Below are 14588 nucleotides of genomic sequence, written 5' to 3'. Positions count from 1 at the left end.
AAATCAAGCCTGCGACCGGCCCGAGCCGGTCAGGTCCGGCGGCTTGCACCGCCGGACGTGTTGTCACGATAGGATCAGCCTACACGCCGAGCGAGGCCTTGTAGAGCTTGATCTGGTTTTCGCGGCCGATCTGGTCGGTCAGCTTCTCCCAGGCCGCGGCAATGGCGTCGGCGCCTTCCTGCGCCTTCATCTTGCCGGCGAATGTGTTGGCCAGAATGTCCTCGGCAGCCGAATAGTACTGGAAGATGCCGGGGATGCGCGGCTCGATCGCCGCGTTCGGATGGTTGTAGCTGTCGGCTTCCGACTTCAGATACGAGGTGATGAACGCCTCGTCGTAGCCTGCCGCCACCCATTCGGGAATGTCGAAATGCGAGTTGCGGTAGGGCTGGAAGCCGGACGGATACATCGCCGTCCAGATTGACAGGTCCTTGCCGCCGAGATGAGCGGCGGCCGACCATGCCGCTTTTTTCTTCTTTTCGTCCGTATCGACGCGGGCCATGACGTAGACGCCCCAGCCGAGATAGGCGCAGTTCGGCGCATAGTTCGGGCCGCTGGCGAGTTTGTCCCAGGCGCCGGTCTTGGCATTGTAGACGTCGTCGGACCCCGGCAGGATCGAGAAGCCGGTGACGTCGCCGATGACCGAGCTATCGTTGGTCTTGACGTTGGAGCCGACGTCGCCCCACCAGGTGACCATCGAACCGGTGCCGGCCAGGAACTGCTGGAAGGCTGTCGTGTTCGGGTCGGCGTTGATCTGGTCGGCGGGCTCCGACGGCAGCGCGTCGATGACGTCCTGGATGGCGCGCACCCAGGCCGGATTGTTGATGCGCGGCTTCATCGTGTCGGCATCGAACAGCCAGGCCTTGTCGTCGGGATGCTTGGCATAGGCGGTGGCGCGGCTGCCGAGGAAGTAGAAGCCGAAACCGCCCCAGGCCTTGGGCGCATCGAGATAGCCGAAGACGTCCTGGTCCTTGAACTTCTTGCCCTTGAGGAATTTTGTGACGGCCTGGACTTCCTGCCAGGTCTTCGGCACACCCCATTCGGTGGTCGCGCCGCCGTCCTTCCACGCCTTGGCGAGGTCGGCATCGGCAAAAACGTCGGTGCGGTAATTGAAGTTGTGCGCATCGCCATCGACGGTGATCCGGTACTGCTTGCCGTCCCAGGTGCCGACCGGCGGCTGCAGATAGGCCACGACATCCTTCATGTCGATCTGCTCTTTGACCCAGTCGGGCATCTCGGAGGTCAGGCCCTTGCCGCAGACATCGCCTTCGAAGGGCGCGCCCATCTCGATGATGTCGAAGTCGACGGTGCCGGTGGCGATCGACTGCTGCAGGCGGGCATTGTAGTCGGCCTGCGCCAGGTCGATCCAGCTGATCTTGGCGCCGGTATAGGCCTCCCACGGCTTCAGGAAGCCGCGGAACAGCACATTGTGCAGGTTCTGGTTGTTGAGGCCCATGAAGGTGAGCTCGACGCCGGCGAATTCGCCTTCCTTGACGTTGGCCTTGGTGGCTTCCAGGCAGAGTTCGCCGACCTTCTGGAAATCGGCATCCGTCGGCTGACCCTTGCCGACGCCGGGGATCTGCAGAATTTTGGAGCGTAGCTCGCTGGCGGCTTCAGCCGGGCGGGTGAAAGCGCCGAGCCCAGCGCCCGATGCGGCGGCGATCGCGGCCATCGAGGCCGCGCCCTTGAGTATGTCACGCCGGGTGGCACCCGCGCGGACGAGTTTTTCGTACAGACCGACTCTCATCTATTCCTCCCAGAACAACAGTCGTGAATTAAAATGCCAATCCCTCCGACGCCGAAACGTCGGCGGTTCTCCTTTATCATACGGGGACGTGGGACCCCACCCTGCGTCGCCTGGAGCTCCGATTTTCGGATAAAAATCCGACTGCCGGATTGGCAACAGCCAATATTTGCGTAATCGATTACCTTGTCAACACGAATGGCTTTTTATCGATAACATACCGACTTGCCCTTGCCGTTGGCAATGGCTAGCTTCACCGCGAGAAAAGGGGGGACGATGGCTCAAGTCGCGATCAGCAATGTGGCCAAGGCGTTCGGAACCGTCAAGGTCCTGCACGAGGTCAGCGTCGATATCGCCGATGGCCAGTTCGTGGTGTTGGTCGGCCCGTCGGGCTGCGGCAAGTCCACGCTGCTCAGGATGGTGGCCGGGCTGGAGACCGTCTCCGGCGGCACGATCGCCATTGGCGAGCGCATCGTCAACAATCTGCCACCGGCCAAGCGCGACATCGCCATGGTGTTCCAGAACTACGCGCTCTATCCGCACAAGACGGTGGAGCAGAACATGGCGTTCGCGCTGAAGCTGCGCAAGACCGATCCAGCCGTGGTCGCCGAGCGGGTCAAGCGCGCCGCCGACATTCTCGACCTCAATCCGTACCTGAAACGTTATCCGCGCCAGCTCTCCGGTGGCCAGCGCCAGCGCGTCGCCATGGGCCGCGCCATCGTGCGCAATCCGCAAGTCTTCCTGTTCGACGAGCCGCTCTCCAATCTCGACGCCAAGCTGCGCGTGCAAATGCGCACCGAGATCAAGGAACTGCACCAGCGGCTGAAGACCACCACCATCTACGTCACCCACGACCAGATCGAGGCCATGACCATGGCCGACAAGATCGTCGTCATGCGCGATGGCCGTATCGAGCAGGTCGGCGCGCCATTGGAATTGTTCGACCGGCCGGCCAATCTGTTTGTCGCCGGCTTCATCGGCTCGCCGTCGATGAACCTGCTCAAAGGCGTGGTGCGCAAGGGCGACAAGGTCGAGATAGCAGGCACGCTGTTCCCGGTCGCGGCCGGCAGCGCCGCCAAGGAGGGCCAGGCCGTGGTCTATGGCGTGCGGCCCGAGCATCTCGAAATCCATCCCGACGGCGTGCCGGCAAAGATCTCGGTGGTCGAACCCACGGGTTCCGAAACGCTGGTCTTCGTGCGCTTCGGCGACAGCGGCGAGATGGTGGCGCTGTTTCGCGAGCGCCACGACTTCAAGCCCGGCGACACGCTCAATCTCAAGCCGCGCCTCGACCAGGTCCATCTCTTCGACGCCGAGACCGGCAACCGGCTCTGATTTCCAATCGACTTTGACCAAACCTGTTTGACGAGGACTGCCATGCTCAAAGGGATCAACCCATTGCTCAATGCCGATGTGCTCCAGGCGCTCAGGGCAATGGGACACGGCGACGATCTGATCATCGCCGACACCAATTTCCCCGCCGATTCGGTGGCAAAGCAGACCGTGCTCGGCAAGCTGCTGCACATCGACGCCTCGGCGGCCGATGTAGTCAAGGCGGTGCTGTCGCTCTATCCGCTGGACACTTTCGTCGACGATGCGGCCGCGCGCATGGAGATCGTCGGCAAGCCGGACGAGATCCCGCCGGTGCAAAAAGAGGTGCAAAAGGAGATCGACAAGGCCGAGGGCAAGGCCTGGCCGATGATCTCGGTCGAGCGCTACGCCTTCTACGAGCGCGCCAAGAAAGCCTATTGCGTCATCCAGACCGGCGAGCGCCGCTTCTATGGCTGCTTCGCCTTTCGCAAGGGCGTCGTGCCGCCGGACGCCGAGTAGGGCCATGGCGTCGGGCAAGCCTGTCGTCATTCTGGGCGTTTTCGTCGCCGACACCGCTTACCGGGCCGATCGACAGCCGCGCATGGGCGAGACCATTCTTGGTAATTCCTTCAAGCTGGGACCTGGCGGCAAGGGCTCGAACCAGGCAGTGGCGGCAGGCAAGCTCGGCGCCGACATCACTTTCCTGACCCGGCTTGGCGTCGATGCTTTCGCCGACATGGCCAAGGCGACCTGGGCAGAGGCGGGCGTGAAATCCGCCGTCATCGACACGCCGCAAAGCTATACCGGCGCGGCCTACATCTTCATCGAGGAGACGACCGGCAACAACGCCATCATCGTCAGCCCGGGTGCGGCGATGCTGATCTCGTCTGAAGACATCGAGGCCAATGCCGGCCTGATCCGTGGAGCCGGCGTCTTCGTCACCCAGCTCGAACAGCCGATCGACGCGGCACTGCGCGCACTCGAGATCGCGCGCGGGGCAGGGGTGACCACCATCCTCAATCCGGCGCCGGCAGCAAAACTGCCGGACCGCATCTATACGCTTTGCGACTATGTCACCCCCAATGAGACCGAGGCCGAGGAACTGACCGGCATCAAGGTCGCCTCCATCGACGACGCCCGCCGCGCCGCCGACAGCCTGCTACAAAAGGGCGTCGGCTCGGTCATCGTCACGCTCGGCGAAAAAGGCGCGCTGCTGCACACGGCGAACCGTTCCGACCATGTTCCCGTGGTCAGTGCTGGCCCGGTGGTTGAAACCACTGGTGCGGGTGATGCCTTCAATGGTGGCCTGGCCGCAGCACTCGCCAAAGGCGTGGAGCCGCTGCAAGCCGTCCGCTTCGCCTGCGCCGTCGCCGGCATTTCGGTGACGCGGCCGGGTACGGCGCCATCCATGCCGACGCTGCATGAGGTCGAGGCGCTGCTGGCCGAGGGGTGAGGTCGTTGCGGGAGAGATCGAGTTCAGATCCGACCGGATCTGAATTGCCTCATGCAAGACCATGATTCTAGACGATTATGTCACATTTCTCCTGAGGAGAAATGGCGCGAGTGACGGGGCTCGAACCCGCGACCTCCGGCGTGACAGGCCGGCGAAAACGCCTGATTAATCAACGACTGATTCAATTCCTTACGCTCTCGAATTTGCGGGAAAAAGCGCGAAATTGAAACTTGCCTATCAGAACTCCTCGTCAACTCCGCGAGGTATTCACTTTGATCGACGCCTCCGCTGCTGCCAGCCTAGCGGCTGGACCGGGACAGACTGCTCCCGGCGACTTCTGGATCGGCTGGAGACGGCAGATCGATGCGCTCGCTTCCGCCGGATTCCGGGTCATCGTTCCCGACCAGAGGGGCTACAACACCAGTGACAAGCCGAAAGCCATCCGTGAATACACGCTCCCCAAGCTCGTCGGCGATGTCGTTGCCATCGCCGACGCGCTCGGCATCGGAAGGTTTCACCTCGTCGGTCATGACTGGGGCGGTATCGTCGCCTGGGCGGCAGGCGCAAAGCTGTCGCACCGCCTGGAAAGGCTCGTCATCCTGAACGCGCCCCACCCCGAGGTGCTGCTTGCCCATTCCTTGCGATCTCCGACCAAGTTCCTGCGGAGCAGCTATGCGGCCTTCTTCCAGTTCCCCTTGCTGCCGGAGGCTGTTCTGGGAGCAGGGCACTCGGCTCTGCTGGCACGGGCGCTCATCAAATCCAGCCGAACAGATGCCTTCACGGCGGAGGAAATCGCAGAGTATCGGCAGGCCTGGGGACGGCCGGGGGCGCTGACCGGCATGCTCAACTGGTATCGGGCGCTGCGCTTCCGCCCAAGCCTGAAGCAGCGGATCACGACACCGACCCTTGTACTGGGGGGATGCAGGACCAAGCTCTGGAATATGGCCTGGCCGAGCGCAGTCTGGCCTTTTGCAACGATCGGGGCCTGCAGACGTTCGAGAAGGCGACGCATTGGGTACAGCGCGAAGAGGCCAGCGCGGTGAATGCCGCGCTTCTGGCGTTCCTGGACGGCTGAGATGCCGTTCCGTTCTGCAGGTGGCCTGACTCGCCGTGATCTCCTGACCGTGCTCGCCTGCCGCGGTCACAACCCACCACCTTACCTCCTCTGCTGATGCAGCATTGCAGAGGCCTCAACGGAGCATCCGATGCCACCCGTCGTCCTTCTCGGGGATTCGATCTTTGACAACGCTGCCTATGTCGCGCACGGGCCCGACGTAGTGCGGCAGCTGCGGGAGCGCTTGCCGGAGGGGTGGCGTGCAACGCTAAACGCCGTCGACGGCGCCGTCACAAGCGGCGTCGAGCGGCAGCTTGAACGGCTCCCCCAGGATGCTAGCCATCTTGTCGTCAGCGTCGGTGGCAATGATGCTCTTCGTCATGCAGGCATTCTGGAGCAGGGGGCCCGTTCGGTGGCCGAGGTTCTGGACAGGATCAGCGATATCCGGGAGGAATTCGAGCACGACTACTGTACGATGCTCGAGGGGGCGCTGGGCCAAAACCTACCCACCGCTGTCTGCACGATCTACGAGGCGCGCTTTCCCGACCCACAGCGTCGTAGACTTGCCGCAACTGCCCTGACGGTCCTCAACGACGTCATCACCCGGGCGGCGTTCTCGCGCGGTTTGCCGCTCGTCGACCTGCGCTTGGTATCGAATGAGGACGCGGACTTCGCCAATCCTATCGAACCGTCAGTGCAAGGCGGCGCGAAGATCGCGGCAGCCATCGCGGCACTTGTAGTCGAGCACGATTTAGCCGGACGTCGGTCGGTGGTCTTCGTCGGCTAAACGGCGTAATCCCGCCCGATCGTCTGCACTCCCGATGGTCGGTCGGACTGAAAGCAACAATTCAGACGGCCAGCACGATCTTGCCTTGAATACTGCCGTCGGCGGCGCGCTCATGTGCGCGCGATGCCTCGGCCAGCGGGAATGTGCTGTCGATGACGACACGCACAAGGCCGTCGTCGAGCAGGCGGGCGGCTTTTGCCAACTGCGCGCCATTGGATCGAACCTGTGTGGATGAGACCGTGATCCCCAGCCTCTCTGTCTCTTCGTGACCAGCGAAGCCCAGTGGGTTGACCAGGAACAGCGCGCCGCCCGGCTTCAGAACATGGAAGAAGCGCTCCATTTCCGCGCCGCCCACCGCGTCGAGGACAAGGTCGACGTCTCGGACGACATCTTCCGCCGCGGTTGTCTTGTAGTCGATGAATTGATCCACGCCGAGATCGCGCATCAGCGCCTCGTTCTTGGCCGATGTCACCGCGATGACGCGCGCGCCCCGCCATTTCGCCAACTGGACGGCCAGATGCCCGACACCGCCTCCGGCGCCGTTGATGAGCACCGTCTTGCCGTCGAGGGGCACCGGCTCATGCGGTAAGGGCTGGAACGGATTCGGCTCGTCGTGGCCAAGTTCGATCAAGAACTGCCATGCCGTCAGAAGCGACATCGGCGCACCAGCCGCATGAATATGGTCGATGCCGGCTGGTTTCAACGCAACATGCGATGCCGGCACACTGACATAATGCGCGTAGGCATTGCTACCCGTCATCAAGTTATCGGGGAAGCGAACCATTGCGTAGACCTCGTCCCCGATGCTGAACTCAGCGACGTCAGCGCCAACCGCTTCAATGACGCCCGACACGTCCGTGCCGAGAATCAGTGGGAAGGACGCGTTGGGTCGCCATTCTGGCGGCAGTGCGCGATAGCCATCCCGCAGATACCAGTCGGGCGGATTAAGCCCGGCCGCCTGGACTCGGACAAGCACCTCGCCGGGCTTCACACCCGGCCTAGGCGCGTCTTCGTACACCAGCATCTCGGGACCACCGAATGCGTGCAGACGGACTGCCTTCATCTTATCGCTCATTGGTGAAATCTCCGCTCATCCATGTCATTGGAGCGAATCTAGCGGCATGACCGCCGGTTGATAATCGGTGCCGATGGCGGTTAAGTAATGCCATGGCGGAACATATCACTTTGGATCGGCTCACTGGCATCATCGCCTTCGCGCGTGCGGGATCGCTGGGCAGCTACACGGCAGCGGCGCGCGCGCTGTCGATTTCCCCGTCGGCGGTCAGCAAGAGCGTCCAGCGGCTCGAGCGGCATTTAGGAGTGTCGCTGTTTACCCGTACAACGCGCTCGCTCACCTTCACGCCCGAAGGGCGCGACCTGCATGAGCGCGCGCTGCGTCTGCTACGCGAGGCGGAGGAAATAGAGCAGGCGGCAAAGACCGCGCGCTCCGAACCATCGGGCACGTTGCGCGTGGCCGCGTCGCTGCCGATCGGACTGCATCTGATCGCTCCGGCTTTGCCGGCTTTCCGTCGGCTCCATCCGAACCTGATCGTAGATCTCAGGCTGGGTGACCAGATGGTGGACATGATCGAGGAAGGGATCGATGTCGCCATACGCATCGGTGATCTGGCTGACACCCGGCTACTATCACGCAAGCTCGCACCCCATCGGCTTTGCTGCTTCGCCTCGCCAGCCTATCTCGAGGAACGCGGCACACCGACCCATCCCGATCACCTGGAAGGGCACGACACCGTCAACCTTCGATATCAGAGCACAGGCCAGGCCTTTCGCTGGCCCTTCCGGATTGGCGACCGTGAAATCGAGATCGTGCCCAATTCCGGTGTGGTCGCCGATGCCAGCGATGCCGTGCTCATCATGCTGGCAGCCGGCGGTGGGATAGGCATAGGCGCCTCCTTCATGGCGGCTCCCTATGTGAAGCGCGGCGAACTGGTCCCAGTGCTGTCCACGTTCGCGGTCGAGCGAAACAATGTCACCGTGCTCTGGCCGGCAAGCCGACGCGCCAACCCCGCCGTGCGCGCCTTTCTGACCATGCTCGACGCCGCTTTCACTCTGCGAATGGCAGCTTCAAGCATCGACTGATCTGGCGCGGAAGGGTCGCTAAAGGGCGAAAGCGGTCAATCACTGCTGATTGGCTGAACGGCAGCTATTCCGGGCACAACGTCCAAAAGCTGCTATTCCGTTTCGGCCCCACTAGAGGCCGCCCCTCCTCGTCGAATAGCATTAGACTAGTTGATCGGCTACAACGACCTAGAGTGCTAGCAACGGGGAGGGCACATGTCGGCGAGTGCTTACGCATTGACTGGCTTCATCTCGTGGGCCCTGGCCCTGCTGATCGTGATGGAAGTTATCCGGAGCTACCTGGTGATCTCTGGGCAAGTCCCGGCAAACGGCTTTACGCCAGATAACGGAGCCCTCTCCCCGTTTATGCGGAGGTTAGCCCGTGCCCACGCCAACTGCATTGAAGGGCTTCCAATCTTCGGAGGTCTGCTCGGAGTCGCGATCATCATTTCAAAGACAGATGTCACGGATCCCTTGGCCTCCACGATGTTAGGCGCACGTATAGTGCAGTCGGTGATCCACCTCGTCTCAACCAGCCAACTCGCGGTCAGTCTCAGGTTCACCGCGTTCGCTGTGCAAATGGTGATTGGTGCTTATTGGTGCTGGTTGCTGTTGATCTGAAGAGTGGCGGAGCCCCGACGCAAAAGTGGGCCACCTCGATTCCGGGAGCCTTGGCAAACCCACTCCGGATCGTGACCCGAAAGACTGTTCCTTTTGACAGGCGAGCGAACCGCAAAACTGGTAGTGGCAAAACCGCCGTTGAGGCATGATATTGCTGTTGGATTTTGGGGCTACTCCCCAGCTTCGGAGAAGGATCGGCGTTCAGAGAGCAATTTGCACGCCAGGGCGCTGCGGCGCTCCCCAGCTTTTGGCCACACGCACGCCCTGCAAACGCTCGGCTTAAGAGCGCCTGGCAGCGGAGCAGAGAATTGTTGGACTTTGTGAGTGTTAGAGGGAGAGGAACTGAGATTCAACCTTCTCCACCTGCACTTGGTCCTTGCACGCTGGCCTCAGCAGCACCTAATCCTGCCACGCAACCTGGAGGAGCAAGCCAGTGCTACGGAGCTATGTAGACACCGATCGGCTCGCGCTGTAGCCATAGGCCTCCGCCCGTCGGGGTTCACCGGCGCCGGGGTGGGGGGCCGGCCTAGGGGGCCCAGCAACGCGCACGTCAGCCTAGCTATCTTTGAGTCGCCGGGTCCGGGGACCGCCAGGCTGGATTATACCCGACAAATCTTGATAGGCTGCCGTTCTGGGGGTCGCACGATGAACGAGGTTGAAAAGCTGGCCGTCGAGGTTGTCGCGACCGGCCTTGGCTGGCCCGAGGGCCCGACGGTGCTGCCCGATGGCCGAATTGTCATCGTCGAAAGCTATCGCAGCCAGCTGACGGCCATAGATCGCGACGGAAGTGCTCGCCAGTTCGCGTATGTTGCCGGAGCGCCCAACGCCTGCGTTCTCGGATCGGATGACCTGCTCTATGTCTGCCAGAACGGCGGCACGACCGGACCTTGGCGGGCCGCGGACATGACGACGCCATCGATCCAGCGGGTTGCCGAAGGCGGAAAGCCGGAAATCCTGCTGAGCGAAGTCGCCGGCATTCGGCTCAATGGGCCAAACGATCTTGTATTTGCTGCTGACGGCCGGCTCATCTTCAGCGATCCCGGCACATACAACCCGGGGAATCCGGACCCAAGCTACATCTTTGCCGTCAACCCCGACGGCAGTGCGTACCTTGCTCTCGGCTTCGACAAGCCGACCTTCCCCAATGGTGTGGCGATCGAAGCCGACGGCTCGATCATTTGGGGGGAGTCCTATACGGGGCGCGTCAAGCGGCAGCGTCCGGATGGTCCCGTCGAAGACCTGGGCCGCTTGCCTGGGCCCAATCCGATCCCGGACGGGCTGAAGGTCGGAGCCGATGGCCGCCTTTATGTCACGGATATTGCCGCCAACGGCATTCACGTTCTGAAGCCCAACGGCACAGCGGAAGGTTTCTTCGTCTGCGGCAAGGCAACGACCAACTGCGTCTTCTCGGGCGAGATGCTTTGGGTGACAAATGCCGGCGTGCTGGCGACCGGCAGCGATCCCTCCTTTGAGGGAACACTCTCCTGCGTGCGTGTTCCGGGAGGCGGTGGACCGACGCATCATGGTCGCATCGGCGGAAAGCAACCGTGAGTAGCTCCTCGTCCGCCTCAAACACTGGCGATGACCCCGGCGCCGGCGGTGCGGCATCGTCTGCTTCGATGGCGGCGTTGAAGCGCCTGTACAGCGTGGCCGCGGTCCGCGTCGCCGCGCGGCGGACTTTGCCACGCCCGGTGTTCGACTTCGCCGATGGCGGTGCCGAGGATGAGCGAACGCTGCGCCGGAACGAGCAAGCTTTCAGTGAGGTTGCCATTCTGCCGCGACCGCTCAACGGTGCAACGACGCGAGACCTTTCCCTTGACCTCTTCGGCGCGAAACTTGCCATCCCGCTGGGCATCGCGCCAACCGGCCTGGCTGGGCTGTTCTGGCCCGACGGCGAGCGCGCAGCCGCCCGAGCCGCAGCGGCCGCAGGGACATTCTACTGCGCCAGCCACGGATCCGTCTGCACGCTGGAGGACATAGCAGCCACCGGAAGTAGCCCACGGTGGATGCAGGTGTTCGTCTACACCGATCGCGGCTTCACCCGAGAAATGGTGCATCGGGCGCGTGCCTCAAGCTACGACGCGCTGGTGCTCACCATCGACAACCAGATGCTTGGCAACCGTGAACGCGACATCCGCAACGGTTTTGCCATCCCGCCGCGCTTCGGTGTGGCCGGAACCCTCGCGACCGCCACCAAGGCGGCGTGGCTTCTTCGTATGCGCACCCGACTCCCGAAACTGACCTTCGGCAACTACGCGCGCCCCGGAGATACGGCGACGGTCAGTGCATTGGCGGGCCGGATGGCCGCAATGCTCGATCCCGGACTCTCCTGGGCCGATGTCGACTGGCTGCGCACTGTCTGGTCCGGACCGTTGTTGCTGAAAGGCGTCCTGCATCCCAGCGAAGCCGCCGAGGCTGTAGCCCGAGGAATCGACGGCATCATCGTATCCAATCATGGGGGACGTCAGCTTGACGGCGCCGCCGCATCCCTGGACGCGTTGACGGCAGTTGTCGCAGCTGTCGCCGGCCGCGTACCAGTGCTTATCGACGGCGGCATCAGGCGAGGCTCTGACGTCGTCAAGGCCCTGGCGCTCGGCGCCTCGTGCTGTCTGATCGGGCGGCCGCAGTTGTGGGGGCTCGCGGTCGCCGGCGAGGAGGGGGTACGCCACGTGCTCGAACTCTACCGCAAGGAAATCGACCGCGTCATGGGACTGATGGGCGCGCGGAGCCTGCGCGACCTCGGGCCGGACTGTATTTCGTTCGTTCAGGGAATGGGGCCGCTACATGATTGAAGACCCACCACTGCTCACCATCAAGCGCCGTTTCGAACGGCCCGCAGCAGAAATCATCAGTGCTTTTGCGGGCGTGCCGGTTAGCCAGGTCGTAGACGCGATGGGGGGACGCGGCGCCTTGCATTATGCGATCAAGCCACTGTCGCCAGCTACTGCGACGATGGTCGGCGTCGCCGTGACCTGTCACTGCGGTCCCGCCGACAACCTCGCCCTGTTTGGAGCACTGGATGCCGCAGCAAGTGGCGATGTCATCGTCGCGGCCACCGACAGCTTTGCCGGTACGGCGGTAACTGGCGATCTCGTGCTCGGCATGGCGCGCAACAAGGGGGTCGCCGGCTTCATCACTGACGGCCTCGTGCGCGACGTTGTCGGGATCGAGGCGGTCGGGTTGCCGGTTTACTGTGCCGGGATCATTGCGAACTCGCCTGCGCGCAATGGTCCAGGCACGGTCGGATTCCCGGTGGTGGTGGGAGGAGTGACTATCTCGCCGGGAGACATACTGGTCGGCGACCGCGACGGTCTCGCCGTGGTGCCTCGCCTGGAGGCTGAGACGGTGCTGGCCCGGCTCTCCGCCATCAGGGCGGCTGAGAAAACTCTTGATGGCCTGGTGCGGCAAGGTCTCGAGATGCCCGACTTCGCCAAGGTCGTCCTCAAATCGAACAGGGCGCGCTTCGTTGACTGAGATGTGAGCTTCTCTAGCTGCGGGACATATGAAGCGCAACACGATTTCGTCCTTCCGATTTGGCACGAAACAGAGCCAAATCGGCGGCATTGACGAAATCGTTTGGCGTCTCGTTCTCGGTGGGCACCGCTGTTGCGACGCCGACGCTGATGGTCACGCGATCCGGGCCGTGGGGTATGTTCAACTCTCGCACGCTCTGGACGAGCCGCTCGGCGATGGCACTGGATTGTTCCAGTATAGTGTCGACCAGCACGATGACGAACTCTTCGCCTCCGTACCGCGCAGCGAGATCGGTGGAACGGCCGGAACCGCTCTGGATTACGCGGGCGATTTGCTTGAGCACATCGTCGCCGGCCATATGGCCATAGGTATCGTTGTATCGTTTGAAGTTGTCGGCATCGATCATCAACAGCGACAGTGGGGACTGTGCGCGAAAAGCGCGTTTCCATTCAGCCGCCAGATATTCGTCAAAATAGCGCCTGTTACCGAGACCCGTCAGGCCATCGATCCGCGTCAGACGTTCAAGCTCTAGATTTGCACTGATCAGCTGTCGCTGGCTTTCCCTCAGCGCTCGGTGTGCCGAGTCTCGCTGGACGTGATCCAGATAGGCCCGCGTGTGATATCGAATGCGTGCAATCAACTCGATACGATCCGGCAGTTTGACGAGATAGTCGTTCGCGCCCGCAGCGAAGGCTTCGCCCTTGGTGGCTGGATCTTCCTTGCTCGACAGCACAATGACTGGAACCGCGCGTGTCGACGCATGCTTCCTGTATTCTCGCACCAGATGTAGCCCATCCACCCCGGGCATGACGAGATCCTGCAGGATAACGGTTGGCTTTACCTCATCCGCGACCGTCATCGCTCTCAACGGGTCGGTGCAGAAGTGTAAGGATATATCGGGCTCGTTGGCTAGAGCGCGCCTGACCGCCTCGCAAACCATGATCTGATCATCGATGAGCAGAACCATGGATGAATAGTTATCTGCGAGTGGCGGGACCAACTCTGGTTCTTGCGTCATCGGAAGGGGCCTTTCACGTGGGGGCGCTCGCAGGCTTCGATTATACGTGAGCCGATCGCACCCAAAGGAAGAATATCAACAGCCGCGCCGATGTCGGCGGCGGCCTTCGGCATGCCATAGACGGCACTGGTTGCTCTATCCTGCGCGATTGTGAGATGCCCCTTGTCACGGAGCTGTCTCAGCCCGCGCGCACCATCCCTGCCCATGCCTGTGAGCAGAACACCAATCACCGAGCCAGGCCACCATTGCGCCGCACTTTCGAAGAACACATCTACGGACGGCCGATAAACATTGTCCTTGGGGCTGGGCGTATAGCCAAGTTGCTGAGCTGACTTGAAAACCAGATGATCCGCAGAACTGGCGACGAGAACGGTGCCCGCTTGAGGACTATCCCTTTCCCCCGCCGGACGGATCGGGAGACGCGTATGCTGCCCTAGCCAATCAACAAGGCCTGGAACGAACTGAGCATCGAGATGCTGGACGAGCACAATCGCGCCGCCAAAATCAACGGGAAACGCGCTCAGGACTGCGGCAACGGCAGCCGGCCCGCCCGCAGAGGCGCCGATTGCTATCAGGCGTCGAGTTGACGGCTCAGCCGCACGTGACATCCGCCTTTTTGCCTGGGTAGGCGCATCACCGATCAACTTGCCTATCGTTCGTATCTTGTTCGTCAAAAGCCGGGCGGATTGCGAGGACGCGTTGCCTTCGATGCCCACCGACGGAATATCGACTGCGTCAAGCGCGCCATGACCCATTGCTTCGTAGACGCCGGCGAGGTTGGCTTCGATACTGGCGGTCACCAGCAAGATTGAGCACGGGGTTTCCGCCATGATTCTGCGCGTCGCTTCCACGCCGTCCATCTCTGGCATCGCTAGATCCATGAGTATCAGATCCGGCAGATCACGTCTGCAGACCTCGACCGCCTCACGCCCATTGGTCGCGATCCACGCGACCTGATGTTCGCCGGTCGACAGGACCAGTCGACGCAGAAGTTCAACCGCCATCGGCATGTCGTTGACTACGCCGATTCTCATTCGCTGGCTTCCAATCTCG

Annotated in this window: 14 protein-coding genes; 10 read left to right on the top strand and 4 right to left on the bottom strand. The window is 62.3% G+C overall.

The features are described 5' to 3' along the window. Positions 1-79 precede the first annotated feature (79 nt). Positions 80-1744: an ABC transporter substrate-binding protein gene (locus NKH38_RS23475; RefSeq protein ID WP_023705031.1), complete on the bottom strand. Its 1665-nt coding sequence runs from the start codon at positions 1742-1744 to the stop codon at positions 80-82. A 273-nt stretch (positions 1745-2017) separates the two neighbouring features. Here NKH38_RS23475 and NKH38_RS23470 point away from each other — a divergent pair, with 273 nt between their 5' ends. The 5 genes from NKH38_RS23470 (at position 2018) to NKH38_RS23450 (ending at position 6343) form a co-directional block, all read left to right on the top strand. Continuing rightward, positions 2018-3073 (top strand): ABC transporter ATP-binding protein, encoded by a 1056-nt coding sequence (locus tag NKH38_RS23470; RefSeq protein ID WP_023689461.1) that lies wholly within the window; start codon positions 2018-2020, stop codon positions 3071-3073. A 42-nt stretch (positions 3074-3115) separates the two neighbouring features. Further along, on the top strand, positions 3116-3568 hold the full coding sequence (locus NKH38_RS23465) for an RbsD/FucU family protein (RefSeq protein ID WP_023669431.1): 453 nt from the start codon (positions 3116-3118) through the stop codon (positions 3566-3568). A gap of 4 nt (positions 3569-3572) precedes the next feature. After that, positions 3573-4502: a ribokinase gene (gene rbsK, locus NKH38_RS23460; protein ID WP_352762257.1), complete on the top strand. Its 930-nt coding sequence runs from the start codon at positions 3573-3575 to the stop codon at positions 4500-4502. A gap of 272 nt (positions 4503-4774) precedes the next feature. Continuing rightward, positions 4775-5545 (top strand): alpha/beta hydrolase, encoded by a 771-nt coding sequence (locus NKH38_RS23455; protein ID WP_352762258.1) that lies wholly within the window; start codon positions 4775-4777, stop codon positions 5543-5545. Positions 5546-5707: 162 nt separating this feature from the next. Next, on the top strand, positions 5708-6343 hold the full coding sequence (locus NKH38_RS23450) for an SGNH/GDSL hydrolase family protein (RefSeq protein ID WP_352762260.1): 636 nt from the start codon (positions 5708-5710) through the stop codon (positions 6341-6343). Between the two features lie 61 nt (positions 6344-6404). Here the strand turns inward: NKH38_RS23450 and NKH38_RS23445 are convergent, their stop codons facing one another. Further along, entirely contained in the window at positions 6405-7418 is a 1014-nt protein-coding gene (locus tag NKH38_RS23445) for an NADP-dependent oxidoreductase (RefSeq protein ID WP_352762261.1), read from the bottom strand. A 92-nt stretch (positions 7419-7510) separates the two neighbouring features. On the opposite strand from NKH38_RS23445, the gene NKH38_RS23440 reads away from it, so the two are divergent. From NKH38_RS23440 to NKH38_RS23420, 5 genes are all read left to right on the top strand, one after another. Beyond that, complete coding sequence (locus NKH38_RS23440; protein WP_352762263.1) at positions 7511-8443, top strand: LysR family transcriptional regulator; 933 nt, start codon at positions 7511-7513, stop codon at positions 8441-8443. Between the two features lie 195 nt (positions 8444-8638). Continuing rightward, on the top strand, positions 8639-9043 hold the full coding sequence (locus NKH38_RS23435) for an MAPEG family protein (protein ID WP_023682292.1): 405 nt from the start codon (positions 8639-8641) through the stop codon (positions 9041-9043). Between the two features lie 645 nt (positions 9044-9688). Further along, on the top strand, positions 9689-10594 hold the full coding sequence (locus tag NKH38_RS23430) for an SMP-30/gluconolactonase/LRE family protein (protein WP_352762264.1): 906 nt from the start codon (positions 9689-9691) through the stop codon (positions 10592-10594). A gap of 68 nt (positions 10595-10662) precedes the next feature. Further along, a complete protein-coding gene (locus NKH38_RS23425) occupies positions 10663-11835 on the top strand; it encodes an alpha-hydroxy acid oxidase (protein WP_352762265.1) in 1173 nt (390 codons plus the stop codon). Further along, on the top strand, positions 11828-12517 hold the full coding sequence (locus NKH38_RS23420; protein WP_023689452.1) for an RraA family protein: 690 nt from the start codon (positions 11828-11830) through the stop codon (positions 12515-12517). Before NKH38_RS23425 ends, NKH38_RS23420 begins: the two co-directional genes overlap by 8 nt. 13 nt (positions 12518-12530) lie before the next feature. On the opposite strand, the gene NKH38_RS23415 is transcribed toward NKH38_RS23420, so the two are convergent. After that, positions 12531-13484 (bottom strand): response regulator, encoded by a 954-nt coding sequence (locus NKH38_RS23415; RefSeq protein ID WP_023669440.1) that lies wholly within the window; start codon positions 13482-13484, stop codon positions 12531-12533. Between the two features lie 47 nt (positions 13485-13531). Continuing rightward, complete coding sequence (locus NKH38_RS23410; protein WP_023752935.1) at positions 13532-14569, bottom strand: chemotaxis response regulator protein-glutamate methylesterase; 1038 nt, start codon at positions 14567-14569, stop codon at positions 13532-13534. Positions 14570-14588: the final 19 nt, after the last annotated feature.

The organism is Mesorhizobium sp. M1078 (assembly GCF_040318615.1).
Taxonomy (GTDB): domain Bacteria; phylum Pseudomonadota; class Alphaproteobacteria; order Rhizobiales; family Rhizobiaceae; genus Mesorhizobium.
Note: the sequence above shows the minus strand (reverse complement) of the source record. Positions and strands in the feature narration are given on the sequence as shown.

What these genes read in the sequence shown, in the direction of transcription:
- NKH38_RS23475 (WP_023705031.1), bottom strand. Translation starts at nt 1,744, where the DNA reads ATGAGAGTCGGTCTGTACGAAAAACTCGTCCGCGCGGGTGCCACCCGG.
- NKH38_RS23470 (WP_023689461.1), top strand. Translation starts at nt 2,018, where the DNA reads ATGGCTCAAGTCGCGATCAGCAATGTGGCCAAGGCGTTCGGAACCGTC.
- NKH38_RS23465 (WP_023669431.1), top strand. Translation starts at nt 3,116, where the DNA reads ATGCTCAAAGGGATCAACCCATTGCTCAATGCCGATGTGCTCCAGGCG.
- rbsK (WP_352762257.1), top strand. Translation starts at nt 3,573, where the DNA reads ATGGCGTCGGGCAAGCCTGTCGTCATTCTGGGCGTTTTCGTCGCCGAC.
- NKH38_RS23450 (WP_352762260.1), top strand. Translation starts at nt 5,708, where the DNA reads ATGCCACCCGTCGTCCTTCTCGGGGATTCGATCTTTGACAACGCTGCC.
- NKH38_RS23445 (WP_352762261.1), bottom strand. Translation starts at nt 7,418, where the DNA reads ATGAGCGATAAGATGAAGGCAGTCCGTCTGCACGCATTCGGTGGTCCC.
- NKH38_RS23440 (WP_352762263.1), top strand. Translation starts at nt 7,511, where the DNA reads ATGGCGGAACATATCACTTTGGATCGGCTCACTGGCATCATCGCCTTC.
- NKH38_RS23435 (WP_023682292.1), top strand. Translation starts at nt 8,639, where the DNA reads ATGTCGGCGAGTGCTTACGCATTGACTGGCTTCATCTCGTGGGCCCTG.
- NKH38_RS23430 (WP_352762264.1), top strand. Translation starts at nt 9,689, where the DNA reads ATGAACGAGGTTGAAAAGCTGGCCGTCGAGGTTGTCGCGACCGGCCTT.
- NKH38_RS23425 (WP_352762265.1), top strand. Translation starts at nt 10,663, where the DNA reads ATGGCGGCGTTGAAGCGCCTGTACAGCGTGGCCGCGGTCCGCGTCGCC.
- NKH38_RS23420 (WP_023689452.1), top strand. Translation starts at nt 11,828, where the DNA reads ATGATTGAAGACCCACCACTGCTCACCATCAAGCGCCGTTTCGAACGG.
- NKH38_RS23415 (WP_023669440.1), bottom strand. Translation starts at nt 13,484, where the DNA reads ATGGTTCTGCTCATCGATGATCAGATCATGGTTTGCGAGGCGGTCAGG.
- NKH38_RS23410 (WP_023752935.1), bottom strand. Translation starts at nt 14,569, where the DNA reads ATGAGAATCGGCGTAGTCAACGACATGCCGATGGCGGTTGAACTTCTG.